Raw genomic sequence first — 25621 nt, forward strand, 5'->3', positions numbered from 1 at the left:
GCGATTCGAGATATGAAGAGATAAAGCGTGATATGGCGCGCACTCTGTCGTGCGCGCCGGGAGGATTAATGCAGGATTTTCGCCAGGAAGTCTTTGGCGCGGTCCGATTTCGGGTTGGCGAAGAACTCCTCTTTCGGTGAGTCTTCGACAATTTTCCCCTCGTCCATAAAGATCACCCGATTGGCCACCTTACGGGCAAAGCCCATTTCGTGGGTGACGACCATCATGGTCATCCCTTCGTTTGCCAGCTCGACCATAACGTCCAGCACTTCGTTGATCATTTCAGGATCGAGTGCGGATGTCGGTTCATCAAACAGCATAGCGATAGGGTCCATGCACAGCGCGCGCGCGATTGCCACACGCTGTTGCTGCCCGCCGGAAAGCTGCGCCGGGAACTTATTGGCATGGGCCGAGAGTCCTACGCGCTCAAGCAACTTCTGCGCTTTTTCACGGGCGGGCGCTTTGCCGCGTTTGAGCACTTTCACCTGCGCCAGCGTCAGGTTTTCAATGATCGACAGATGCGGGAACAGTTCAAAGTGCTGGAACACCATTCCGACCCGCGAGCGGAGCTTCGCCAGATCCGTTTTTTTGTCATTCACTTTGGTGCCGTCAACGGTGATTTCACCCTGTTGCACCGGTTCCAGTCCGTTCACCGTTTTGATCAGGGTTGATTTACCGGAACCCGACGGGCCGCAGACTACCACCACTTCACCTTTTTTCACTTCCGTGGAGCAGTCGGTCAGCACCTGAAAGTGACCATACCATTTAGAAACATTTTTCAGGGTAATCATTAAACTGTCCTTTTCTTCAAATAGCTGACCAACAACGACGCGCTCAGGCTGATAACAAAGTAGACGGCACCGGCAAACAGGATCATTTCGACCTGCGTACCATCACGCTCGCCAATGGTGGTGGCGGTGCGGAAGAAATCCGCGAGGCTTAACACGTAAACCAGGGAGGTATCCTGGAACAGTACGATACCCTGGGTAAGCAGCAGCGGCACCATCGCACGGAACGCCTGCGGCAGGATGATGAGCTTCATCGACTGCCAGTGGGTCATCCCCAGCGCCAGCGCAGCGCTGGACTGCCCGCGTGAAATGCTCTGAATACCCGCACGGATAATCTCCGAGTAATACGCCGCCTCAAACATGGAAAACGCGACCATCGCTGAAATCAGGCGAATATCCGTTTTGGGCGAAATACCCAGTACGTCCTGCAACAGCCCCGGCACAATCAGGTAGAACCATAGCAGCACCATCACCAGCGGGATGGAGCGGAAAACGTTGACGTAAGCTTTCGCAAACCAGGCGACAGGGGCGAAACTTGAGAGACGCATTACCGCCAGAATGGTGCCCCAGAGAATCCCGATCACCACGGCGGTGACGGTAATTTTCAGGGTGATCACCAGCCCGGCCAGCAAATACGGCATGGAAGGAACGATCGAACTCCAGTCAAACTCGTACATTATTTGCCTCCCATATTGCCAGGCAGGCGGACTTTACGTTCCACCAGATTCATCACCAGCATAATGACGGCATTAATCAGCACGTAGGCCAGCGTAATCGCGGTGAACGACTCCCAGGCGTGGGCGGAGTAATCCAGCAGCTTGCCCGCCTGCGCCGCCATATCCACCAGACCAATGGTCGATGCGATGGCGGAGTTTTTCACCAGGTTCATCATTTCCGAGGTCATCGGCGGGACAATCACCCGATAGGCGTTCGGTAGCAGAACATAGCGATAAGCCTGAGGCAGCGTCAGCCCCATCGCCAGCGCAGCGTTTTTCTGCCCGCGAGGCAGCGACTGAATTGCGGCGCGTACCTGCTCGCAGACGCGCGCAGCGGTAAACAGCCCCAGACAGATCATTGATGAGAGGAAAAATTGAATGTTCGGGTCCAGTTCCGCCTTGAACCACATGCCGATATTTTCCGGCAACAGCTCAGGCACGACTAGATACCAGGTAAAGAACTGAACAATCAGCGGGACGTTACGAAACAGTTCCACGTAAAGCGTCCCCATTCCTGAGAGGAAGCGGTTAGGTACAGTACGTAAAATGCCGAATAACGAGCCGACGAGGAAAGCAATAATCCAGGCGGTGATGGATAACGCGACGGTGACCTGGAAGCCGCTCCAGAGCCAGCCGAGATACGTGGTGTTGCCGAACGGGGCTTGTTGTAAAAAAATCCCCCAGTTCCAGTCTATTGACATAAATCTACTCCAGAAAAAAAAGGGTAGCAGCGCTACCCTCGAAGATTGTTATCCAGCGTTTTGCGGTTTTCAGGCCTGATGGGGAACGACCATCAGGCTTATAGTCTGTCCGTGCTGAATGACAATCGAGAGGGCAAGGAGATCCCGCCCCATTTATTTTAGTTAGTTAAGTGCTTTGTCATTCGGTTCTTTGAACAGCGCCTTCATCTCGTCGGACAGTTCGAAATTCATGTTCAGGTTTTTCGGCGGGATTGGGTTTTTAAACCACTTATCAAACCATTTTTCCGCTTCGCCTGAGGTCTGCACCTGGGCAATCGTGTCATCTACCAGCGTTTTAAACTCAGGATCGTTTTTACGCAGCATACAGCCGTAGGCTTCCTGAGATTGCGGCTTACCGACGATCTCCCAGTTGTCTGGTTTTTTGGCTTTCGCACGTTCACCCGCCAGCAGGGCATCATCCATCATAAAGGCGACGGCACGACCGCTTTCCAGCGTACGGAAGGAGTCGCCGTGGTCTTTCGCGCTGATAATGCGCATATTCATTTTTTGTTCTTCATTCAGCTTGTGCAGCAGAATTTCAGAGGTGGTACCGGAGGTGACCACGACTGCTTTCCCTTTCAGGTCCGGGAAGTCTTTAATATCGCCGTCTTTTTTCGCCAGCAGACGCGTACCGACGATGAAAATGGTGTCAGAGAACGCGGCCTGTTTCTGGCGTTCGACGTTGTTGGTGGTGGAGCCACATTCAAAGTCGAAGGTTCCGTTCTGCAACAGCGGGATACGGTTCTGGGAGGTAATTGGGATCAGCTTCACCTGCAGGTCAGGTTTGTTAAGCTTTTTCTTCACGGCTTCAACGATGGCGTTGGAGTAGTCCTGTGAATAACCGACCACTTTTTGCTGGTTGTCGTAGTAAGAGAACGGCACGGAGGACTCGCGGTGGCCGACGACGATAATGCCATTCTTCGCGATTTTATCCAGCGTACTGCCCGCCGCCGGCGCGGCGTCTTCCGCGTGTGCCAGACCGGCAGACATTCCCATGACCAGCATTGCTGTGGCTAGCTTACGTAATTGCATATCCAACTCCTTTATCGTCTGCGCCATCGACGCATTGATACCCATTGTGAGTGTTTGTGTTGTTATCGTCTGCAACTTGAGCGTGCAGTGTTATGCGTGTTTGTTAACATTTAGTTTGGCTGAATGTAAAGATTTTGCTGCTTTATTGTTTATTTTTGCGAAGTGCGCCGCACCGTTTAGAGGCAAAAATCTTTCATTGCACTGTTTGGGTGCTACCGATGATCGATATTGGTGCGACCAGGTTGCACATATAGCCAAAACAAGGTTTACCTTGTTTAACAAAGCAATAGGCGTGCCAGAATGGAGGGATATAGCCAGGCCGGGTAAGACGCATCGCGTCTTACCCGGTAATAAGGGAGATTATTTACGGCGCTGACGCAGGCTCATCACCACGGCGCCAAAGCCCATCAGCGCGGTGAGCAACCATAACGGCCAGTTGCCGGTACGGGCATAAGGCGTTAAACCACGGGTTGGCGTAACGTGGGTGGTCAACACGTCGCGGGTAAACTGCGGGATCATCGCCTGAATTTCACCCTGCGGACCAATGACTGCCGTAATGCCGTTGTTGGTGCTGCGCAACAGCGGGCGCGCCAGCTCCAGAGAACGCATTCTCGCCATCTGGAAGTGCTGCCACGGGCCGATAGATTTTCCGAACCAGGCGTCGTTAGAGATGGTCAGCAGATAGTCAGTGTCCGGGCGGAAATTGTCCCGAACCTGTTCACCCAGAATGATTTCGTAGCAAATCGCCGCCGTCAGTTTAAAGCCATGCGCATGCAGCTGTGGCTGTATGTACGGCCCACGGCTGAATGAGGACATCGGCAGGTCAAAGAACGGCGCTAACGGGCGCAGAATCGACTCCAGCGGCACGAACTCGCCAAACGGCACCAGGTGGTTTTTGTTGTAGCGATTGCTGGAATCGTAGCTGTACGGGCTGTCTTTACCCAGCGTGATAATCGTGTTGTAGGTGTCGTAGCGGTTCTGCTTGTTCAGACGCGCATCGACGATGCCGGTAATCAACGTGCTGTTTTTGGATTTCAGCAGATCGTCCATCATGTCCAGAAAACGCTGCTGATTAATCTCCAGATCGGGAATGGCGGACTCCGGCCAGATAATCAGTTGCGATTTACCCATTTCCGGCTGGGTGGCGTCGAGATAGATTTTCAGCGTATTGATAAGCTGACTCTCATCCCACTTCAGCGATTGGGGAATGTCGCCCTGAACTAGCGAGACCTGCGTTGTTTTTTCCGGCTCCAGCGTATACCACTGGATGTAACGCAGCGGGAAGGGCAGGGCAAATAACACCAGCGCGGCGACCAGAGGACGCCAGTTGCGGGTAACTGCCGCCAGCACCAGCAGGCCGCTGACCATCATCAGCAGGAAGTTGATGGCCTCAACGCCCATCACCGGCGCCAGCCCCTTCAGCGGGCCGTCAATCTGGCTATAGCCGAACTGTAGCCACGGGAAGCCAGTCAGTACCCAGCCACGCAGAAACTCGGTGATTTGCCAGACTACGGGGGCGGCGATCGCCACGCGCAGCCAGGTGGTTTTCGGCCACAGACGCGACAGAATACCGGCAAACAGGCCCGTGTAGAGGGAAAGGTATGCGGCAAGCAGCACCACAAGAAAGACGTTTATCGGGCCGGGCATACCGCCGAACTGCGCGATACTGACGTAGACCCAGTTGATGCCGGAGCCAAAGAGTCCCAGCCCCCAGAAGTAGCCGATAGCAGCCGACTGGAGCGGGCGGCGGTGTAAGGTTAACGCCTGCAGGCCCATAAGCGAGATAAGCGCGGCGGGCCAGACGTCATACGGAGAAAAAGCCAGCGTTCCGCAGGCGCCGAATAATAACGCCAGCAGCAGGCGAATGCGCTGGCGTTCAATCAGTGAGGCAAATGCCATTTAGTCTTTAGTCCACTTTTGGTTTTATTCGTCCAGTTTAGGCTGGGGCGAGTCATCCGGTATTCTGACATGAACCTGAATAATACGGCGGCTGTCGGCCATAGCGACTTTGAACTGGTAACCATCAATGTCAATGGTCTCACCGCGCGCAGGCAGATGACCGAACGCCTGCATCACCAGACCGCCAATGGTATCGACCTCTTCATCGCTGAAGCTGGTGCCGAAGGCTTCGTTGAAGTCTTCAATCGGTGCGAGAGCGCGAATGGTCCAGGTGTGGCGACTGAGCTGACGGAAGTCGATATCATCTTCTTCATCATACTCGTCTTCAATTTCACCCACGATCAGTTCGAGAATGTCTTCAATGGTCACCAGACCCGACACCCCGCCAAACTCGTCGATAACGATCGCCATATGGTAACGCTGGGAGCGGAACTCTTTGAGCATGCGGTCAACGCGCTTACTCTCCGGGACAACAACGGCCTGGCGTAACACTTTTTCCATGCTGAAGGCTTCGGCATCGCTGCGCATAAACGGCAGCAGATCCTTCGCCATCAGAATCCCTTCAATGTGATCTTTGTCTTCGCTGATGACCGGGAAACGCGAGTGTGCTGACTCAATGATGACATCAAGGCACTCATCCAGCGTCTGGTTGCGTTTCAGGGTAATCATCTGGGAGCGGGGGATCATGATGTCGCGAACGCGCTGGTCCGCAATGTCCATCACCCCTTCGAGCATATCGCGCGTATCTTCATCGATAAGGTCGTTCTGCCCGGAATCACGGATCAGCGCCAGCAGTTCGTCACGGTTTTTGGGTTCACCGTGGAAAAGTTGGCTCAGTAACAGGGAAAAAAATCCCTTTTTGCTGTTTAACGTGTCACTACTGTGTGAATTGTCGTCGCTCATGGCGTCGTATGGGTTCTCATGTTGGTTAATAGGTCGCTCGTCATGCATATACTTAACGGCTGACGGCATGTTTGTTCATCGTACTTAGTCTTTCTCGGAAATGTACGGGTCCTCATAGCCCAGAGCAAGCATAATCTCTGTTTCGAGGGCTTCCATCTCTTCCGCTTCATCATCTTCGATATGGTCGTAGCCCAGCAAATGCAGGCTGCCGTGCACGACCATATGCGCCCAGTGGGCCTCCATCGGCTTATCTTGCTCTTTCGCTTCTTGCTCCACCACCTGGCGGCAGATGATCAGATCGCCCAGCAGCGGCATCTCCATACCTGGCGGCGCTTCAAACGGGAAAGAGAGCACGTTGGTTGGCTTATCTTTCCCGCGGTAGGTCAGGTTAAGATCGTGGCTTTCGGCTTCATCCACCAGGCGAATCGTCACTTCTGATTCTTCCTGAAACTGTGGGATCACCGCATTCAGCCACGTCTGAAACTGGCTCTCTTCCGGCAGGTCGGAATGGTCTTCACATGCCAGTTGTAAATCGAGGATCACCTGACTCATTTTTGTTCCTGCTCCTGCGCTTCACGCTTGCGTTCTGCCGCCAGCGCTGCCTTGCGTTTTTGCTCCGCTTCTTCCCAGGCTTCATAGGCGTTAACGATACGGGCAACCACCGGATGGCGCACCACGTCTTCGCTGTGGAAAAAGTTAAAGCTGATCTCTTCGACTTCCGCCAGCACTTCTATCGCATGGCGCAGGCCAGACTTCGTGTTGCGCGGCAGGTCAATCTGCGTGACGTCGCCGGTAATAACCGCTTTCGAATTAAAGCCGATACGCGTCAGGAACATCTTCATCTGTTCGATGGTGGTGTTCTGGCTCTCATCGAGAATAATAAAGGCGTCGTTCAGCGTACGACCGCGCATATAGGCCAGCGGCGCGACTTCAATGACGTTGCGCTCAATCAGCTTTTCTACTTTCTCGAAGCCGAGCATCTCAAACAGCGCGTCATACAGCGGGCGAAGATACGGGTCTACCTTCTGGCTCAGGTCGCCTGGCAGAAAGCCCAGTTTTTCCCCGGCTTCCACTGCCGGACGGGTTAGCAGAATACGACGAATTTCCTGACGCTCAAGAGCGTCCACGGCGGCGGCTACGGCGAGGTAGGTTTTCCCCGTACCGGCAGGGCCAACGCCGAAAGTAATGTCGTGATCAAGAATGTTGGCGATGTACTGCGCCTGATTCGGCGTGCGCGGCTTAATCACGCCACGCTTGGTTTTAATATTTATCGCCTTGCCATAGTCAGGAACGCTCTCCGCGCTTTGTTCCAGCACGCGCGCTTCTTTAATCGCAAGGTGGATTTGTTCCGGCTCGATGTCCTGAATCTGACCGCGCATCGGGGCGGTATCGACGTACAGGCTGCGCAGGATATCTACCGCGGCGGTGACGCAAATCGGGCGACCGGTCAGCTTAAAGTGATTGTCACGACGGTTGATCTCGATGCCGAGACGGCGTTCCAGTTGTTTGATGTTGTCGTCAAACGGGCCGCAAAGGCTCAACAGACGGGCGTTGTCTGCGGGCTCAAGGGTAATTTCGCGAGTGTCTATGTTCAAACTGTTCCTCTTATGCCTGAGTCGCCGGAAAATGAAAATTCACCGGCAGATAAGGAAATTATTCACGCCACAGGATAAAGGCGCAAGCATTGCAATGAAGATGGGGGCGTAGGGGGGAATTACAAGGCCTGTCTGTTATTTGCCGGATGGCGGCACAAGTGCCTTATCCGGCCTACGAACCATATTGTGCCGTAGGCCCGATAAGTGCAGCGCCATCGGGCATTTTTTCGCTTTTCAGCAGGATTAAGGCTGGTAAAAACCGACGCCAATCTCGTTTTCTTTACGGGTACGGGCAATGACTGACTCCGGCGTTTCAGCCACGCGCAGCCCCATCTCATCTTCGGTGCGTACAACCTTGCCGCGCAGAGAGTTGGTGTAGACATCGGTGATTTCCACATCCACAAACTTACCGATCATCTCCGGGGTGCCTTCAAAGTTCACCACGCGGTTATTTTCGGTACGGCCTGACAGTTCCATAATGCTCTTACGCGAGGTGCCTTCCACCAGAATACGCTGGACGGTGCCGAGCATCCGACGGCTCCAGGCCATCGCCTGCTGGTTAATACGCTCCTGTAGAATATACAGACGCTGCTTTTTCTCTTCTTCCGGCACATCGTCAACCATATCGGCCGCCGGTGTACCCGGACGCGCCGAGAAGATAAAGCTGTAGCTCATGTCGAAATTGACGTCGGCAATCAGCTTCATGGTCTGTTCGAAGTCCTGAGTCGTTTCGCCCGGGAAACCAACGATGAAGTCCGAGCTGATTTGAATATCCGGGCGCGCCGCGCGCAGTTTACGGATGATCGCTTTGTACTCCAGCGCCGTGTGGGTACGCCCCATCAGATTCAGTACGCGATCCGCGCCGCTCTGTACCGGCAGGTGCAGGAAGCTCACCAGTTCCGGCGTATCACGGTAAACTTCGATGATGTCGTCGGTGAACTCGATCGGGTGGCTGGTGGTGAAGCGGATGCGATCGATCCCGTCAATGGCGGCAACCAGACGCAGCAGGTCGGCAAAGGAGCCGGTGGTGCCGTCGTAGTTTTCACCGCGCCAGGCGTTAACGTTCTGACCGAGCAGGTTGACTTCACGCACGCCCTGAGCGGCAAGCTGGGCGATCTCAAACAGGATGTCGTCAGACGGACGGCTGACCTCTTCACCACGGGTATACGGCACCACACAGTACGTGCAGTATTTATTACACCCTTCCATGATGGAGACAAACGCGGTCGGGCCTTCCGCACGCGGTTCCGGCAGGCGGTCGAACTTCTCGATTTCCGGGAAGCTGATGTCCACCACCGGGCTGCGGTCGCCACGAACGGAGTTGATCATTTCCGGTAAGCGGTGCAGCGTTTGCGGGCCAAAAATAATATCGACATAGTGCGCACGTTGACGGATGTGGTCGCCTTCCTGGGAGGCCACGCAACCGCCGACGCCGATAATCAGGTCCGGGTTCTTCTCTTTTAAGAGCTTCCAGCGGCCTAATTGATGGAAGACTTTTTCCTGAGCCTTCTCGCGGATTGAGCAGGTATTCAGCAGCAGCACATCCGCTTCTTCCGCGACCTCGGTCAGTTGATACCCGTGGGTAGCATCCAGCAGATCGGCCATCTTCGATGAATCGTACTCGTTCATCTGACAGCCCCAGGTTTTAATATGGAGTTTTTTGGTCATCGACTTGCTCTTGCGAAATAGTGGCTGAATTGCAGGGCGCATAGTGTAATGCTTTGGCGCGGTTGTGACCAGTATGACGCTTATCAGCCCTTAGAGGTAAAAAATCCTGTAAACTTGTCTTATCAACGTAACAGGATGAGTGACCATGACAAATCAACCAACGGAAATTGCCATTGTTGGCGGGGGGATGGTCGGTGGCGCGCTGGCGCTGGGACTGGCGCAGCATGGATTTACCGTCACGGTGATTGAACATGCTGAGCCTGCGCCGTTTGTGGCCGACAGCCAGCCTGATGTGCGTATTTCAGCGATCAGCGCGGCGTCGGTGTCGCTGCTTAAAGGCCTGGGCGTCTGGGATGCGGTGCAGGGGATGCGCAGCCATCCGTACCGTCGTCTGGAAACCTGGGAGTGGGAAAACGCCCATGTGGTGTTTGACGCCGCTGAGCTTAAGTTACCGCTGCTTGGCTATATGGTTGAGAATATCGTGCTGCAACAGGCGCTGTGGCAAGCGCTGGACGCGCACCCGAAAGTGACGCTGCGCGTACCTGCTTCACTGATTGCGTTGCATCGCCACAATGATCGACATGAGCTGGAGCTGGCGGATGGCGAGCGTCTTATCGCAAAATTGGTGATCGGCGCTGACGGTGCGAACTCGCAGGTACGACAGCTGGCGGGGATTGGCATTCATGCCTGGCAGTATGCTCAGTCCTGTATGCTGATTACCGTACAGTGTGAGAACGATCCCGGTGACAGCACCTGGCAGCAATTTACGCCAGACGGCCCACGGGCCTTTTTACCGTTGTTCGACAACTGGGCATCGCTGGTGTGGTATGACTCACCGGCGCGTATTCGCCAGTTGCAAAACCTGAGTATGCCGCAGTTGCAGGCGGAAATTATGCAACATTTTCCGTCGCGTCTGGGGGCGGTCACACCGGTTGCGGCAGGCGCTTTTCCGCTGACGCGCCGCCATGCGTTGCAATACGTACAGCCTGGTCTGGCGCTGGTGGGGGATGCGGCGCATACCATTCATCCATTAGCCGGGCAGGGGGTAAACCTGGGGTATCGTGATGTGGATGCGCTGCTGGATGTGTTGATCAGCGCCCGCAGTCATGGCGAAGTCTGGGCCAGTCACCAGGTGCTGAAACGCTATCAGACGCGCCGCATGGCGGATAACTTCATTATGCAAAGCGGGATGGATCTGTTCTATGCCGGTTTCAGCAATAATCTTCAGCCGCTGCGCATTATGCGTAATATTGGATTGATGGCGGCAGAGCGCGCAGGCGTGTTGAAACGTCAGGCTCTGAAGTATGCGTTAGGGTTGTAGGATGTTCTGTGCCTGATAGCGTTGCGCTTATCAGGCCTACACCGCCCGGAGTGCCGGGCAGAAAAGCAAAAAGCTCGCCGAAGCGAGCTTTTTTAATGTGGCTGGGGTACGAGGATTCGAACCTCGGAATGCCGGAATCAGAATCCGGTGCCTTACCGCTTGGCGATACCCCAATGGTTGGTTTTTGCGTTCGTCATCCGAACGTCTTTCAAATTTGGCTGGGGTACGAGGATTCGAACCTCGGAATGCCGGAATCAGAATCCGGTGCCTTACCGCTTGGCGATACCCCAAGAATTTGGTGGCTACGACGGGATTCGAACCTGTGACCCCATCATTATGAGTGATGTGCTCTAACCAACTGAGCTACGTAGCCAGATTGTTTTCTTCGATGGCTGGGGTACCTGGATTCGAACCAGGGAATGCCGGTATCAAAAACCGGTGCCTTACCGCTTGGCGATACCCCAATGACCGTCGCGGCAATCCGCAAACTCGAAGAAATATGGCTGGGGTACCTGGATTCGAACCAGGGAATGCCGGTATCAAAAACCGGTGCCTTACCGCTTGGCGATACCCCATCCGTGCAACGCGTACTGGTGAATGGTGCGGGAGGCGAGACTTGAACTCGCACACCTTGCGGCGCCAGAACCTAAATCTGGTGCGTCTACCAATTTCGCCACTCCCGCAAAAAAGATGGTGGCTACGACGGGATTCGAACCTGTGACCCCATCATTATGAGTGATGTGCTCTAACCAACTGAGCTACGTAGCCATCTTTTTTCGCGTTACCTTATCGGCGTTGCGGGGCGCATTATGCGTATTGAGCCTTGAAGCGTCAACCTCTTTTTCATTGAAAATGGCCGGAATGTGACTGTTTGGTTAGGTTGCGAACAGCGTGACGCAATATTCGGCAATTATTGGTTATTAATCGTTTTTTGCGGTGAAAAAACGGCGTAAAAAAAGAGCCCCGCAGGACTCTTTTTATCACGATAACTTATTTATAAGCGGACTGGTGTACGCCGACGGCGCGGCCTGATGGATCGTCCATCGTTTTGAACGCCTCATCCCATTCGATGGCCTTCGCAGAAGAACAGGCGACGGACGGGCCGCCTGGTACACATTCTGCCGCGCTGGGTACCGGGAACAACTCTTCGAAGATTTCACGGTACAGGTACGCTTCTTTAGAAGATGGCGTGTTGTACGGGAAACGGAAGCGGGCGGTTTCCAGTTGCTGGTCGGAAATTTGCTCTGCCGCGACCTCTTTCAGAGTGTCGATCCAGCTGTAGCCGACGCCGTCAGAGAACTGCTCTTTTTGACGCCATGCCACGCTTGCGGGCAGGTAGGATTCAAAACATTCACGCAGGATATGTTTCTCCATTTTGCCGTTGCCGCACATTTTGTCTTCCGGGTTGATGCGCATCGCCACATCGAGGAATTTCTTATCCAGGAACGGGACGCGGGCTTCGACGCCCCAGGCAGACATCGCTTTGTTGGCGCGAGCGCAGTCAAACATATGCAACGCCTGTAGCTTACGCACGGTCTCTTCGTGCAGTTCTTTGGCGTTTGGCGCTTTATGGAAGTAGAGATAGCCGCCGAACACTTCATCGGAACCTTCGCCGGACAGCACCATTTTGATTCCCATCGCTTTGATTTTACGCGACATTAAATACATCGGCGTCGAGGCGCGAATGGTGGTGACATCGTAAGTTTCGATGTGGTAAATCACGTCGCGAATCGCATCCAGACCTTCCTGCACGGTGAAGTGAATTTCGTGATGCACGGTGCCGAGATGGTTTGCCACTTCCTGCGCGGCTTTCAGATCCGGGGAGCCTTCCAGACCGACAGCAAAGGAGTGCAACTGAGGCCACCAGGCTTCCGAACGTTCCTGATCTTCCACGCGGCGTGCGGCGAATTTCTTGGTGATGGCGGAAATGATGGAGGAATCCAGGCCGCCCGAGAGCAATACGCCGTATGGCACGTCTGACATCAGGTGGCTTTTGACGGACTCTTCCAGCGCCTGACGCAGCACGTTTTTGTCCGTTTCGTTGTCTTTCACTGCGTCGAACTCGAACCAGTCGCGCTGGTAATACTGACGAATCTCACCGTCTTTGCTCCACAGGTAGCTGCCTGCCGGGAACTCTTTAATCGTGCGGCAGACCGGCACCAGCGCCTTCATTTCAGAGGCGACATAAAAGTTGCCGTGCTCGTCATGACCCATATAAAGCGGGATGATCCCGATGTGGTCGCGACCAATCAGCCAGGCATCCTGTTCGCTGTCGTACAGCGCAAAGGCGAACATACCCTGTAAGTCGTCGAGAAATTCCACCCCTTTTTCCTGGTACAGTGCGAGGATCACTTCACAGTCAGACCCGGTCTGGAACTGATAGCGGTCGCCATATTCCGCGCGTAATGCCTGGTGGTTATAAATTTCACCGTTAACGGCCAGCACATGTGTTTTCTTTTCGTTGTACAGCGGTTGCGCACCGGCGTTGACGTCGACAATAGACAGACGCTCGTGTGCCAGAATCGCGTTATCGCAGGCGTAAATACCGGACCAGTCTGGGCCGCGATGGCGCATCAAACGTGACAGCTCAAGGGCTTTTTTACGCAGCTCAACCGCGTCTGTTTTGATATCGAATACGCCAAAAATAGAACACATAACCTTCTCCATTAACCCGTTGCGTGGTGCTTTTTTGTGTTTGCTTGTTTATGAAAATGCCGCAAAGCTGCAGGGTTCGCAAGAGATTTGGCGTGATGAAAGAAAAAAATGCAATGGCAGTTGTTGAATGATGAAAAAAGATTACGTAATGAGCGTGTTTATTGATGAATCGATAATTTTATGGCGATTTTATTAAACGATGTTTTTTATCAGGCCTACGATTCGAACAGAACAATATTGTAGGCCTGATAAGCGCAGCGCCATCAGGCTGGGGGGCGTTTAGATAACGTCGATTTCGGCGACGGAAGGATAAATCCAGCTTGGTCTGAACGGCATGTCGTCGATATCGTTGAGCGTTGAGACGCCAGAGAGCACCAGAATGGTTTCCAGACCGGCCTGGAATCCTGCCAGAATATCGGTGCGCAGATTGTCGCCGACGATAACGGTCTCTTCCGAGTGCGCCTGCATTTTGTTTAACGCGGCGCGGATAATCCACGGGCTGGGTTTACCGACGTAAAAAGGCTTACGGCCAGAAATTTTTTCAATACCTGCACAGAGCGCGCCGCAGGCCGGATAGAAACCACGACCGTGGGTATCGGGGTTAGTGGCGATGAAACGGGCGCCGTTGGCGACGAAGAAGGCCGCTTTATGCATCATGTCCCAGTTATAGGAGCGGGTCTCACCGACAATCACAAAATCGGGATTGACGTCGGTAATGGTAAAACCTGCTTTATACAATTCGTGAATTAGTGCGCCTTCACCGACCACATAGGCTTTCTTACCTTCCTGACGACGCAGAAAATCGGCGGTGGCCATCGCGGAAGTATAAAAAACGCTGTCAGGTACGTTAACCCCTGCGGTAGCAAAGCGGTTCGCCAGATCCTGGCCGGTCTGCGAAGGGTAATTGGTCAGCAGCACCAGCGGCAGACCTTTTTCCATTACATCCGTCAGAAATTCTGCCGCACCGGGTACGGCAACATTGTCGTGCATCAGCACGCCGTCAATATCACAAATTACATTCTTGATGGTCATGAACTACCCAAAGGATTTAGTCATAATGCGCCACTATAAAAGCTCATTAATTTTCCAGCAAATGTTGCAACAAAATGCCGTTGAGCATGGCGCGTTTCACCAGCGCAAATGCGCCGATGGCGGAGCGGTGATCCAGCGTGGAACGGACAACCGGCAAATTTTTGCGAAACGCTTTCAGCGCCTGTGTGTTGATGCAGCTTTCAATCGCCGGCAGCAGCACTTTATCCGCTTCGGTAATTTCACCGGCAATCACGATTTTTTGCGGATTAAACAGGTTGATAGCGATAGCGATGGTTTTGCCCAGATGACGACCAACGTGTTCAATCACCTCTGCCGCTAAGCTGTCACCTTTATTAGCTGCCTTGCAGATGGTTTTAATCGTGCAGTCGTCCAGCGTAACGCGACTTTGGTAGCCCTGCTTGAGTAAGTGCTGTACGCGTTGTTCAATGGCCGCGTTGGCGGCGATGGTTTCCAGACAGCCAAAATTGCCGCAGTGACAGCGCTCGCCCAGCGGCTCGACCTGAATATGACCGATCTCTCCGACGTTGCCGTTGCGACCAATAAAAATGCGGCCATTTGAGATAATCCCGGCGCCAGTCCCCCGGTGTACGCGCACCAGAATGGAATCTTCGCAATCCTGGCTTGCACCGAAATAGTGCTCGGCCAGCGCCAGACTGCGGATATCGTGACCGACAAAACAGGTTACGTGAAAACGTTTTTCCAGCGCTTCAACTAATCCCCAGTTTTCAACCTGAATATGCGGCATATAGCGGATCACGCCGCTTTCGGGATCGACAAGACCCGGCAGGATCACGGAAATCGCGATTAACTCGCGAAGTTTACGCTGATTACTGTCGACGAATGTGGTGATGGCATTGAGCAGGGCATGTTCCAGCGTCTCCTGAGTGCGCTCTGGCAGCGGGTAGTGCTCTTCAGCCAGCACTTTACTGCTCAGGTCAAACAGGGTAATGGTTGCGTCATGACGACCCAACCGCACGCCAATAGCATGGAAATTACGGGTTTCGGTAACGATGGAGATGGCGCGGCGGCCCCCGGTGGAGGCCTGCTGATCAACTTCTTTGATCAGCCCGCGTTCAATGAGTTGACGCGTAATTTTGGTTACGCTGGCGGGAGCAAGCTGGCTTTGCTCGGCAATCTGAATACGCGAGATTGGCCCGTGCTGGTCAATCAGGCGGTAAACGGCCGCGCTGTTAAGCTGTTTTACGAGATCAACATTACCTATTTGAGCTTGTCCGCCTGGTGTCATACTTTCTCTTACTCAGTAACGACCTCGTTACCATTAACGATGGTCTTGATGATTTTAAAGTCGTGGGTGAAGGCGGTCAGGTTCGCAACTTTACCCGGCGCGAGGCTGCCGAGCTGCTTATCGACGCCAATCGCGCGCGCAGGGTAGAGCGTCGCCATACGCAGCACTTCATCCAGCGCAATACCGCAATGTTCAACCAGATTACGCACGCCTTCGATCATGGTTAATGATGATCCGCTCAGCGTACCGTTCTCATCCACACACAGTCCATTACGGTAGTATATTGTTTTACCAGCAAAAATGAACTGTTCAATGTTTGCACCCGCCGGGGCGGTTGCATCGGTCACCAGGCAAAGTTTGTCACCTTTCAGACGTTTAGCGTTACGAATGTTGACGTAATCAACATGCAGACCATCCGCGATGATGCCGCAATAAATATCGGCATCGTCAAGAATGGCGCCCGCCAGACCCGGTTCACGGCCCGTAATATACGGCATCGCGTTGAACAGGTGGGTGGCAAAGGTGATCCCTGCGCGGAAACCGGCTTTCGCCTCTTTTAACGTCGCGTTGGAGTGACCGGCTGAAACCACAATGCCCGCCGCCGCCAGTTTGGCGATCACTTCCGCCGGCACCATTTCCGGCGCCAGCGTGACTTTGGTGATCACATCGGCATTATCGCACAGGAAGTCCACCAGCGCAGCGTCAGGTTGGCGGACAAAACTCGGATTATGGGTGCCTTTTTTGACCAGGTTCAGCCACGGACCTTCAAGATGAAGACCTAATGCCTGATTCGGGTATTTCGCCAGGTATTCACGCATGACGCGAATGCCCTGTTTCATCAGATCGTCGCTGGTGGTAATCAGCGTCGGCAGATAGCTGGTGCAGCCTGATTTCTCATTGGCTTTCTGCATGATTTCCAGCGTTTCGACAGTCACCGCGTCAGCGGTATCGTTGAACTGGACGCCGCCGCAGCCGTTTAATTGCACATCAATAAAACCGGGGGAGAGAATGGCCCCATTCAACGCGCGTTGTTCTATCTCTGGCGGCAGTTCCGCCATTGGACAGATGCGATCAATCAGGCCATTGGCGACAACAATCGCATGGTCATCAAGAATTTCGTGACCGGTAAAAATCCGGCCCTGGGTTAAAGCATACATTCCGACCCCCGATTTCAAAAAATGCCGCCCTGCGTCTGCGTACAGGGCGGAGATAACATTACAGACCTTTAATATTTTCGGCTTCTAACTCGTTGAAATATTTCAGTGTCTTAACTTTCAGTTCCATAGTGGAAGGTTCGTCGCACACCACGACTGCTTTCGGATGCAGTTGCAGACAGCTAATGGTCCACATGTGGTTGACGTTGCCTTCGACAGCCGCCTGTAGCGCCTGCGCTTTCTGATGGCCCAGCACCAGAATCATCACTTCTTCTGCGTCCAGCAGCGTACCCACGCCTACGGTCAGCGCATATTTCGGCACCTGGTTGACGTCGCCGTCAAAGAAGCGGGAGTTTGCCACGCGGGTGTCATGGGTCAGCGTTTTGATACGCGTACGGGAAGCCAGGGAAGAAGCCGGTTCGTTAAACGCGATATGGCCGTCGTTACCTACGCCGCCCATAAACAGGTGAATTTTACCGTAAGAACGGATTTTTTCTTCATAATTACGGCATTCCGCATCGATATCCGGCGCGTTACCGTTGAGCAGGTTAATATTTTCTGCCGGAATATCAACGTGATCGAAGAAATTGCGGTGCATGAAGCTGTGGTAGCTTTCCGGGTGTTCTTTCGGAAGGCCAACATATTCGTCCATGTTGAATGTCACCACATGCTTAAAGCTGACCTGGCCCGCTTTGTGCATTTCGACTAATGCTTTATACGCCGTCAGCGGCGTGCCGCCGGTCGGCAGGCCCAGGACGAACGGGCGATCGGCGGTAGGTTTGAAGGCGTTAATACGGTTAACGATATGGCGAGCAGCCCATTTGCCGACCTGTTCAGCGGACGTCAGGGGGATCAGTCTCATTCTTCACCTCAAAAGTAAAAGTAATAAATTGGCGGATTGAGCATCTGTACGTTAGTAAGCGTAACCTGGATTCGTATGGACAGGCGCTAATCCGTGTTGATTTTTTGAATGATAAAATAAGTTTTCGCAGTTAGCCAGTATAAGGGAGGGTGAATAACGATATTTGGTGATTAAAATCACAAAAAACACGCGTTTAATTTGCGATACGAATTAATTTTTCACACACTCTGAGCGTAGATGAATAATTCATACCGTTGTTGCCAAACATCACGCTTTAACGATTTGTCGCACAATAAAAAAATGGCTTCCAGAAGCCTAATCGGGGTCTCGTAGGGGGAATAAGATGAATATTTTAGGTTTTTTCCAGCGACTGGGTAGGGCGTTACAGCTCCCTATCGCAGTGCTGCCAGTGGCGGCACTGTTGCTGCGATTCGGTCAACCAGATTTACTGAATGTCGCCTTTATCGCGCAGGCGGGCGGGGCGATCTTCGATAACCTCGCACTGATCTTCGCCATCGGTGTGGCATCCAGCTGGTCTAAGGACAGCGCGGGTGCAGCAGCGCTGGCGGGTGCGGTCGGGTACTTCGTCCTGACCAAAGCGATGGTGACGATTAACCCGGAAATCAACATGGGCGTCCTGGCGGGTATCATTACCGGTCTGGTGGGCGGCGCCGTTTATAACCGTTGGTCCGGTATCAAACTTCCTGATTTCCTGAGCTTCTTTGGCGGCAAACGTTTTGTGCCGATCGCCACGGGCTTCTTCTGTCTGGTGCTGGCGGCGATTTTCGGTTACGTCTGGCCTCCGGTTCAGCACGCTATTCATTCGGGCGGTGAATGGATCGTCGGCGCGGGCGCGCTGGGTTCCGGTATCTTCGGTTTCATCAACCGTCTGTTGATCCCGACAGGTCTGCATCAGGTGCTGAACACCATCGCCTGGTTCCAGATTGGCGAGTTCACTAACACGGCAGGTACGGTATTCCACGGCGACATCAACCGCTTCTACGCGGGTGACGGCACGGCGGGGATGTTCATGTCCGGCTTCTTCCCGATCATGATGTTCGGTCTGCCGGGTGCGGCGCTGGCGATGTACTTCGCTGCGCCGAAAGCGCGTCGTCCAATGGTTGGCGGTATGCTGCTGTCCGTTGCGATCACCGCGTTCCTGACCGGTGTTACTGAGCCGCTGGAATTCCTGTTCATGTTCCTGGCACCGTTGCTGTACCTCCTGCACGCAGTATTGACCGGTATCAGCCTGTTCATCGCGACGCTGCTGGGTATTCATGCGGGCTTCTCCTTCTCCGCAGGCGCAATTGACTACGTGTTGATGTATAGCCTGCCTGCGGCCAGCAAAAACGTCTGGATGCTGCTGGTGATGGGCGCGGTCTTCTTCGTCATCTACTTCCTGCTGTTCAGTGCGGTAATTCGCGTGTTCAACCTGAAAACGCCAGGTCGTGAAGATAAAGACGACGATATCGTGACTGACGAAGCGAACAGCAACACTGAAGAAGGTATGACCCAACTGGCGACCAACTACATTGCTGCGGTTGGCGGTACGGATAACCTGAAAGCGATCGATGCCTGCATCACCCGTCTGCGTCTGACCGTTGCCGACGCGGCTCGCGTGAGCGATGCGATGTGTAAACGTCTTGGTGCGTCCGGCGTGGTGAAACTGAACAAACAGACCATCCAGGTTATCGTCGGCGCGAAAGCGGAATCTATCGGCGACGAAATGAAGAAAGTGGTGGCGCGTGGCCCGGTTGCGGCAGCGTCTGCTGACAGTGCGCCAGTGACTGCGGCACCGGCGGCAAAACCGCAGGCGGTTCCTAATGCGGTGACTATCGCGACGCTGGTTTCTCCAGTCACGGGTGACGTGGTTGCGCTGGAACAGGTTCCTGACGAAGCGTTCGCCAGCAAAGCGGTTGGCGACGGCGTGGCGGTGAAACCAACGGATAAAACCGTTATTTCCCCGGCGGCAGGCACCATTGTGAAAATCTTCAACACCAATCATGCGTTCTGCCTGGAAACTGAAAAAGGCGCGGAAATCGTTGTCCACATGGGGATCGATACCGTTGCGCTGAACGGTCAGGGCTTCAAACGCCTGGTGGAAGAGGGTGCCGAAGTGGTTGCCGGTCAGCCGATCCTGGAAATGGATCTGGAGTTCCTGAACGCCAATGCGCGCTCGATGATTAGCCCGGTGGTTTGCAGCAACATCGACGACTTCAGCGGTCTGGTGATTAAAGCTGAAGGTCAGGTGGTTGCAGGTCAAACGCCACTGTATGAGATTAAAGGCAAATAATCGCTCCTGAGTAGAGTTTGTGCCTGAGCGGCGGCGGGAAACCTCCGCCGCTTTTTTTTGCAGCCTGCAGGCCGGATAAGGTATAGCCGCTATCCGGCAAATGCGCCTGATGGCGCTGCGCTTATCAGGCCTACGGTTCGACACAGTTTGTAGGCTGGATAAGGTATAGCTGCTATCCGGCAAATGCGCCTGATGGCGCTGCGCTTATCAGGCCTACGGTTCGACGCAGTTTGTAGGCCGGATAAGGCGTAGCCGTCATCCGGCAAAGCGCCGTCGCTTTTTTTTACAGCAATCAGCCCCCATATTTTCTTCAAAGCCACTTTTTAAGTAACTAAAGGTTGTCAGTCTGTCCGGCTTATAAGATCATATGCCGTTATACGTTGTTTACGCTTTGAGGAATCCACGATGAGTGAGGCTGAAGCCCGCCCGACTAACTTTATTCGTCAGATCATCGATGAAGATCTGGCCAGTGGTAAGCACACCACAATCCACACCCGTTTTCCGCCGGAGCCGAATGGCTATCTGCACATCGGCCACGCGAAATCCATTTGTCTGAACTTTGGCATCGCGCAAGATTATCAGGGTCTGTGCAACCTGCGTTTCGATGATACCAACCCGGTAAAAGAAGATATCGAGTACGTTGATTCGATCAAAAACGACGTCGAGTGGTTAGGTTTTCACTGGGCTGGCAACGTTTGCTACTCCTCAGATTACTTCGATCAGCTGCATGCGTATGCGGTTGAGCTGATCACCAAAGGTCTGGCGTACGTCGATGAGCTGACGCCGGATCAGATCCGCGAATATCGCGGTACGCTGAAAGAGCCGGGTAAAAACAGCCCGTTCCGCGATCGCAGCGTGGAAGAGAACCTGGCGCTGTTTGAAAAAATGCGTACCGGTGGTTTTGAAGAAGGTAAAGCGTGCCTGCGCGCCAAAATTGATATGGCGTCGCCGTTTATCGTGATGCGCGATCCGGTGCTGTACCGCATTAAATTTGCTGAACACCACCAGACCGGCAACAAGTGGTGCATCTACCCGATGTACGACTTTACTCACTGTATCAGCGATGCGCTGGAAGGCATTACGCACTCTCTGTGTACGCTGGAATTCCAGGACAACCGTCGTCTGTACGACTGGGTGCTGGACAACATCACCATTCCGGTTCACCCGCGTCAGTACGAATTCTCGCGCCTGAATCTGGAATACACCGTGATGTCCAAGCGTAAGCTGAACCTGCTGGTGACGGACAAACACGTTGAAGGCTGGGACGATCCGCGTATGCCGACCATTTCTGGCCTGCGTCGTCGTGGCTATACCGCGGCCTCCATCCGTGAATTCTGCAAACGCATCGGCGTTACCAAGCAGGACAACACCATTGAGATGGCGTCGCTGGAGTCCTGCATTCGTGAAGATCTGAACGAAAACGCACCGCGCGCGATGGCGGTTATCGATCCGGTGAAACTGGTTATCGAAAACTACCCGCAGGGCGAAAGCGAAATGGTCACCATGCCGAACCATCCGAACAAACCGGAAATGGGCAGCCGTGAAGTACCGTTTAGCGGTGAGATCTGGATCGATCGTGCTGACTTCCGCGAAGAAGCGAACAAGCAGTACAAGCGTCTGGTGATGGGGAAAGAAGTGCGTCTGCGTAACGCCTATGTGGTGAAAGCTGAGCGCGTGGAGAAGGATGCGGAAGGCAATATCACCACCATCTTCTGTACCTATGATGCGGACACCCTGAGCAAAGATCCGGCCGATGGCCGTAAAGTGAAGGGCGTCATTCACTGGGTAAGCGCGGCACACGCGCTGCCGGTTGAAATTCGTCTGTACGATCGTCTGTTCAGCGTGCCGAACCCGGGCGCCGCAGAGGACTTCCTGTCCGTGATCAACCCTGAATCGCTGGTAATTAAGCAGGGTTACGCGGAACCGTCGTTGCAGAACGCCGTAGCGGGTAAAGCGTATCAGTTTGAGCGTGAAGGCTACTTCTGCCTGGATAGCCGCTACACAACGGCGGATAAACGCGTATTTAACCGTACCGTAGGTCTGCGCGATACGTGGGCTAAAGCGGGCGAGTAAAGCCACCGCATCACATCACCTTCCAACGCCGCAGTTTGCGGCGTTTTTTTATCCTTTCCATTTTGTCATCCCGCTCTCTGTTTGCAGAGCGAATTAATGCCGTCGGGAAAATAATTTCGCAACAAAATAGTTTTGGCATAGTGAATTTATGGAATGAATATCATTTCATGTGAAACCGATTTCATGTGCATGGAAAACAAGACAATTTTAACTTTTGTTCATCTTTTTTAGCACCTGATGAAAATGTAACAGAAAGCAATGAAATATGTGCGGTTGCTCATACTCTTACATTCTCGTTACAGAAAGAGATTGATAATTCGCGTCGCGAAAAATAGTCTATTCACTGTAGTCTGCGAGGTTTTTCTCAACGCTACTTTTACATTTTTATTTTTCGCTGTCCGCTTTTGTTCGGCAGCATTTTATACGTCAAAGAGGATTAACACATGCGTACGTTTAGTGGCAAACGTAGTACGCTGGCGCTGGCTATAGCCGGTATCACAGCAATGTCAGGTTTGGTCGTCGTTCCACAGGCTCAGGCCGAAGGCTTTATTGACGATTCCACGTTAACAGGCGGCATCTATTACTGGCAGCGTGAGCGTGACCGTAAAGATGTCACCGACGATGACAAATATAAAACCAACCTTTCACACGCGACCTGGAACGCCAATCTGGATTTCCAGTCTGGTTATGCGGCTGATATGTTCGGTCTGGATATCGCGGCATTTACCGCGATAGAAATGGCGGAAAACGGCGACAGCGGACACCCCAACGAAATCGCCTTCTCGAAAAAGAATAAAGGTTACGATGAAGATTATTCTGGCGATAAGAGCGGGATCAGCCTCTATAAAGCCGCTGCAAAATTTAAGTACGGGCCAACCTGGGCGCGTGCGGGGTATATCCAGCCGACCGGTCAGACGCTGTTAGCGCCGCACTGGAGCTTTATGCCGGGTACTTATCAGGGCGCGGAAGCCGGAGCGAATTTTGACTACGGTGATGCGGGCGCGCTGAGTTTCTCCTACATGTGGGCCAACCAATATAAAGCGCCGTGGCACACCGATGTTGATAAATTCTATCAGGCCGATAAAAAGACCAAAGTGGATTACCTCCACTCTATCGGCGCTAAATACGATTTCAAAAATGACCTCGTGCTGGAAGCGGCATTTGGTCAGTCAGAAGGGTATGTCGACCAGTATTTTGCCAAAGCCAGCTATAAATTTGATTTGGGCGGCAACCCGTTCACCACCAGCTATCAGTTCTATGGTGCGCGCGACAAAGTTGATGATCGCAGCGTAAACGATATTTATGACGGCACCGCCTGGTTGCAGGCGCTGACTTTCGGTTACAAAGTGGCCGAAGTCGTCGATTTGCGCCTGGAAGGGACCTGGGTTAAGGCGGACGGTCAACAAGGTTACTTCCTGCAACGTATGACGCCAACTTACGCATCCTCAAACGGTCGTCTGGATATCTGGTGGGATAACCGCTCAGACTTTAACGCCAACGGCGAAAAAGCCGTCTTCTTCGGTGCGATGTACGATCTGAAAAACTGGAACCTGCCGGGCTGGGCAGTGGGGGCGTCATACGTTTACGCCTGGGACGCGAAGCCATCAACCTGGCAGATTACCCCGGATGCGTACTATGACAAAAACCGTACCATTGAAGAGTCTTCTTACAGCCTTGATGCGGTCTACACCCTACAGGAAGGCCGTGCCAAAGGCACCATGTTTAAACTGCATTTCACGGAATATGACAACCACTCCAACATCCCAAGCTGGGGCGGCGGTTACGGCAACATCTTCCAGGATGAACGTGACGTGAAGTTCATGGTTATCGCTCCGTTCACTATTTTCTGATGCCCGTTGCGGCAGGCGATTTGTCTGCCGCAACGTTGAGGACACTGATATGAAAAAACTGTTACTCATCGCCATGATGGCATCGGGACTGGTGGCCTGCGCGCAGCCAACCGCGCCGAAAGAAGACAGTCAGTTAAAAGAGGCATATAGCGCCTGCATCAATACGGCGCAAGGTTCGCCAGAGAAAATTGAGGCCTGTCAGAGTGTACTGAACGTGCTGAAGAAAGATGACCAGCACAAGCAGTTTGCTACAGAAGAGAGCGTGCGCGTGCTGGATTATCAGCAGTGCATTCAGGCTACGCGTACGGGGAACGATCAGGCGGTGACCGCCGATTGCGACAAAATCTGGCAGGAAATTCGCAGTAAAAATAGCGCCAAATAAAAGCAGGGCGGGTTAATGGCGGGCGGAGAGAACTCTCCGCCCGTTTGCGTTTTTTAAGGCCGCTACCGGCTCGGAGGCATAAAAAAAGCCAACCGGTCGGTTGGCTTTTTAGCAGGTTTCACATTACTTCGCGTCGTGCGCGTGCTCGTCTTCCCGGCAATCGCCTTCAGCGCAGTGGCCGTAGAGATAGAGGCTGTGGTTCGTCAAACGAATGCCATGCTTAGCCGCAATCTCACGCTGGCGCGCTTCGATAGAATCATCACTGAATTCGATCACTTTGCCACAATCGAGGCAAATAAGGTGATCGTGATGATGCTGTTGGGTCAGCTCAAAAACGGATTTACCGCCTTCAAAATTGTGGCGGGTTACGATACCGGCGTCATCAAACTGGTTCAGCACGCGGTACACGGTCGCCAGCCCAATCTCTTCACCCATGTCGATCAGACGTTTATATAAATCTTCCGCACTGACGTGATGGTTATCCGGTTCCTGAAGAACTTCCAGAATTTTTAAACGAGGAAGCGTTACTTTCAGGCCAGCCTTCTTTAATGCGGTATTGTTGTCAGTCATGCGGAATCTGTCCTGTTGCTAAACGATTCACTTCCAACAAAGAAGTGACAGAAATTGCACTTGAGATCATGCGTTTCATTATAGAACTGCCACGCCTAAATGAAAACTGCAAGCCTCCGGCAAATATTGTTAATAAAAACGAGGTATCGCCAACAAACACACTGTGCAATACCAGAATAACACCCGGACATTGTACAGGGTCAGGCAAGAAAGTTACAAATTTGTAGCAATTATTTTAATTGGTTTTATCTATTGATGCGACGCAGATGCTTTTCTGCGCCGCACAAAATCAGGCGTTAATGATTTCGTCGAGGTGCAGTTCGCCGGAAATCTGTTTAACCCATTTTTCAACGCGATCTGCGGTCAGTTCAGGCTGACGGTCTTCGTCGATAGCCAGACCAACAAAGTGATCGTCGTCAGCCAGACCTTTGGACGCTTCAAAATGGTAGCCCGCCGTTGGCCAGTGACCGACGATGGTCGCGCCGCGCGGCTCAATGATGTCGCGGATGGTGCCTAACGCGTCGCAGAAATATTCTGCGTAATCTTCCTGGTCGCCGCAGCCGAACAGCGCCACCAGTTTACCGTTAAAATCAATCTCTTCGAGAGTCGGGAAGAAGTCATCCCAGTCACATTGCGCTTCACCGTAGTACCAGGTCGGGATGCCCAGCAGCAGGATGTCGTACCCTTCCAGGTCCTCTTTGCTGCTTTTCGCAATGTCATGCACATCGGCAACGTCTTTACCAAGCTGTTTTTGAATCATTTTTGCGATATTTTCGGTATTACCGGTGTCGCTGCCGAAAAAGATGCCAGTGATTGCCATG

21 protein-coding genes and 7 tRNA genes are annotated in these 25621 nt (G+C 53.1%); 5 read left to right on the plus strand and 23 right to left on the minus strand.

Annotated features, from left to right (window positions below; translation table 11 throughout):
• Positions 1-65: 65 nt before the first annotated feature.
• The 9 genes from gltL to miaB all read right to left on the minus strand — a co-directional run bounded on the left by gltL (position 66) and on the right by miaB (position 9341).
• Positions 66-791 carry a glutamate/aspartate ABC transporter ATP-binding protein GltL gene (gene gltL, locus OGX84_RS18355; protein WP_012133341.1) on the minus strand — a complete coding sequence of 242 codons (726 nt, stop codon included), beginning with the start codon at positions 789-791 and terminating at the stop codon, positions 66-68.
• A complete protein-coding gene (gene gltK / locus OGX84_RS18360; protein WP_012133340.1) occupies positions 791-1465 on the minus strand; it encodes a glutamate/aspartate ABC transporter permease GltK in 675 nt (224 codons plus the stop codon). Before gltK ends, gltL begins: the two co-directional genes overlap by 1 nt.
• Positions 1465-2205 carry a glutamate/aspartate ABC transporter permease GltJ gene (gene gltJ / locus OGX84_RS18365; protein ID WP_012133339.1) on the minus strand — a complete coding sequence of 247 codons (741 nt, stop codon included), beginning with the start codon at positions 2203-2205 and terminating at the stop codon, positions 1465-1467. The genes gltK and gltJ overlap by 1 nt, the downstream gene beginning before the upstream one ends.
• Before the next feature lie 162 nt (positions 2206-2367).
• A complete protein-coding gene (locus tag OGX84_RS18370; protein WP_047458175.1) occupies positions 2368-3276 on the minus strand; it encodes an amino acid ABC transporter substrate-binding protein in 909 nt (302 codons plus the stop codon).
• Between the two features lie 360 nt (positions 3277-3636).
• Positions 3637-5175 carry an apolipoprotein N-acyltransferase gene (gene lnt / locus OGX84_RS18375; RefSeq protein ID WP_112002168.1) on the minus strand — a complete coding sequence of 513 codons (1539 nt, stop codon included), beginning with the start codon at positions 5173-5175 and terminating at the stop codon, positions 3637-3639.
• 24 nt (positions 5176-5199) lie between these two features.
• Positions 5200-6078: a CNNM family magnesium/cobalt transport protein CorC gene (corC, locus tag OGX84_RS18380; RefSeq protein ID WP_024130542.1), complete on the minus strand. Its 879-nt coding sequence runs from the start codon at positions 6076-6078 to the stop codon at positions 5200-5202.
• An 84-nt stretch (positions 6079-6162) separates the two neighbouring features.
• Positions 6163-6630, minus strand: a complete 468-nt coding sequence (gene ybeY / locus OGX84_RS18385) for an rRNA maturation RNase YbeY (RefSeq protein WP_104868926.1) — start codon at positions 6628-6630, stop codon at positions 6163-6165.
• Complete coding sequence (locus OGX84_RS18390; RefSeq protein ID WP_012133334.1) at positions 6627-7673, minus strand: PhoH family protein; 1047 nt, start codon at positions 7671-7673, stop codon at positions 6627-6629. The genes ybeY and OGX84_RS18390 overlap by 4 nt, the downstream gene beginning before the upstream one ends.
• Before the next feature lie 243 nt (positions 7674-7916).
• Positions 7917-9341 carry a tRNA (N6-isopentenyl adenosine(37)-C2)-methylthiotransferase MiaB gene (miaB, locus tag OGX84_RS18395; RefSeq protein WP_024130541.1) on the minus strand — a complete coding sequence of 475 codons (1425 nt, stop codon included), beginning with the start codon at positions 9339-9341 and terminating at the stop codon, positions 7917-7919.
• A gap of 145 nt (positions 9342-9486) precedes the next feature.
• Here miaB and ubiF point away from each other — a divergent pair, with 145 nt between their 5' ends.
• Positions 9487-10662, plus strand: coding sequence for a 3-demethoxyubiquinol 3-hydroxylase (gene ubiF, locus OGX84_RS18400; RefSeq protein ID WP_112002169.1), 1176 nt, complete (start codon positions 9487-9489; stop codon positions 10660-10662).
• Positions 10663-10760: 98 nt separating this feature from the next.
• Here ubiF and OGX84_RS18405 read toward each other — a convergent pair.
• The 12 genes from OGX84_RS18405 to nagB form a co-directional block, all read right to left on the minus strand.
• Positions 10761-10835, minus strand: a tRNA-Gln gene (locus OGX84_RS18405).
• Positions 10836-10877: 42 nt separating this feature from the next.
• A tRNA-Gln gene (locus tag OGX84_RS18410) sits at positions 10878-10952 on the minus strand.
• 6 nt (positions 10953-10958) lie between these two features.
• A tRNA-Met gene (locus OGX84_RS18415) sits at positions 10959-11035 on the minus strand.
• A 16-nt stretch (positions 11036-11051) separates the two neighbouring features.
• Positions 11052-11126: transfer RNA gene (locus OGX84_RS18420), tRNA-Gln, on the minus strand.
• Positions 11127-11162: 36 nt separating this feature from the next.
• Positions 11163-11237 (minus strand) — tRNA-Gln (locus OGX84_RS18425).
• Between the two features lie 23 nt (positions 11238-11260).
• Positions 11261-11345, minus strand: a tRNA-Leu gene (locus OGX84_RS18430).
• A gap of 8 nt (positions 11346-11353) precedes the next feature.
• Positions 11354-11430, minus strand: a tRNA-Met gene (locus OGX84_RS18435).
• Positions 11431-11652: 222 nt separating this feature from the next.
• Positions 11653-13317, minus strand: a complete 1665-nt coding sequence (asnB, locus tag OGX84_RS18440) for an asparagine synthase B (RefSeq protein ID WP_047458165.1) — start codon at positions 13315-13317, stop codon at positions 11653-11655.
• Between the two features lie 279 nt (positions 13318-13596).
• The gene (gene nagD, locus OGX84_RS18445) at positions 13597-14349 is read right to left on the minus strand and encodes a ribonucleotide monophosphatase NagD (RefSeq protein WP_012133329.1); all 753 of its coding nucleotides are present in this window, start codon (positions 14347-14349) and stop codon (positions 13597-13599) included.
• A gap of 46 nt (positions 14350-14395) precedes the next feature.
• Complete coding sequence (gene nagC / locus OGX84_RS18450) at positions 14396-15616, minus strand: DNA-binding transcriptional regulator NagC (protein ID WP_012133328.1); 1221 nt, start codon at positions 15614-15616, stop codon at positions 14396-14398.
• A gap of 8 nt (positions 15617-15624) precedes the next feature.
• Positions 15625-16773 (minus strand): N-acetylglucosamine-6-phosphate deacetylase, encoded by a 1149-nt coding sequence (nagA, locus tag OGX84_RS18455; protein WP_112002170.1) that lies wholly within the window; start codon positions 16771-16773, stop codon positions 15625-15627.
• A 58-nt stretch (positions 16774-16831) separates the two neighbouring features.
• Positions 16832-17632 (minus strand): glucosamine-6-phosphate deaminase, encoded by an 801-nt coding sequence (gene nagB / locus OGX84_RS18460; protein WP_012133326.1) that lies wholly within the window; start codon positions 17630-17632, stop codon positions 16832-16834.
• Positions 17633-17975: 343 nt separating this feature from the next.
• On the opposite strand from nagB, the gene nagE reads away from it, so the two are divergent.
• The 4 genes from nagE (at position 17976) to chiQ (ending at position 24230) form a co-directional block, all read left to right on the plus strand.
• Positions 17976-19925 (plus strand): PTS N-acetyl glucosamine transporter subunit IIABC, encoded by a 1950-nt coding sequence (nagE, locus tag OGX84_RS18465; RefSeq protein ID WP_286458277.1) that lies wholly within the window; start codon positions 17976-17978, stop codon positions 19923-19925.
• A gap of 405 nt (positions 19926-20330) precedes the next feature.
• Positions 20331-21998 carry a glutamine--tRNA ligase gene (gene glnS, locus OGX84_RS18470; protein ID WP_012133322.1) on the plus strand — a complete coding sequence of 556 codons (1668 nt, stop codon included), beginning with the start codon at positions 20331-20333 and terminating at the stop codon, positions 21996-21998.
• A gap of 443 nt (positions 21999-22441) precedes the next feature.
• Positions 22442-23848, plus strand: coding sequence for a chitoporin ChiP (gene chiP, locus OGX84_RS18475; protein ID WP_012133319.1), 1407 nt, complete (start codon positions 22442-22444; stop codon positions 23846-23848).
• 49 nt (positions 23849-23897) lie between these two features.
• Positions 23898-24230, plus strand: a complete 333-nt coding sequence (gene chiQ, locus OGX84_RS18480; protein ID WP_047458156.1) for a ChiQ/YbfN family lipoprotein — start codon at positions 23898-23900, stop codon at positions 24228-24230.
• A gap of 123 nt (positions 24231-24353) precedes the next feature.
• On the opposite strand, the gene fur is transcribed toward chiQ, so the two are convergent.
• Both fur and fldA read right to left on the minus strand, forming a co-directional pair.
• Positions 24354-24800, minus strand: a complete 447-nt coding sequence (fur, locus tag OGX84_RS18485; RefSeq protein ID WP_007373881.1) for a ferric iron uptake transcriptional regulator — start codon at positions 24798-24800, stop codon at positions 24354-24356.
• 289 nt (positions 24801-25089) lie between these two features.
• Entirely contained in the window at positions 25090-25620 is a 531-nt protein-coding gene (fldA, locus tag OGX84_RS18490) for a flavodoxin FldA (RefSeq protein WP_012133317.1), read from the minus strand.
• Position 25621 lies beyond the last annotated feature (1 nt).

It is taken from the genome of Citrobacter sp. CK202 (assembly GCF_030333225.1).
GTDB classification, from domain to species: Bacteria; Pseudomonadota; Gammaproteobacteria; order Enterobacterales; family Enterobacteriaceae; genus Citrobacter_B; species Citrobacter_B koseri.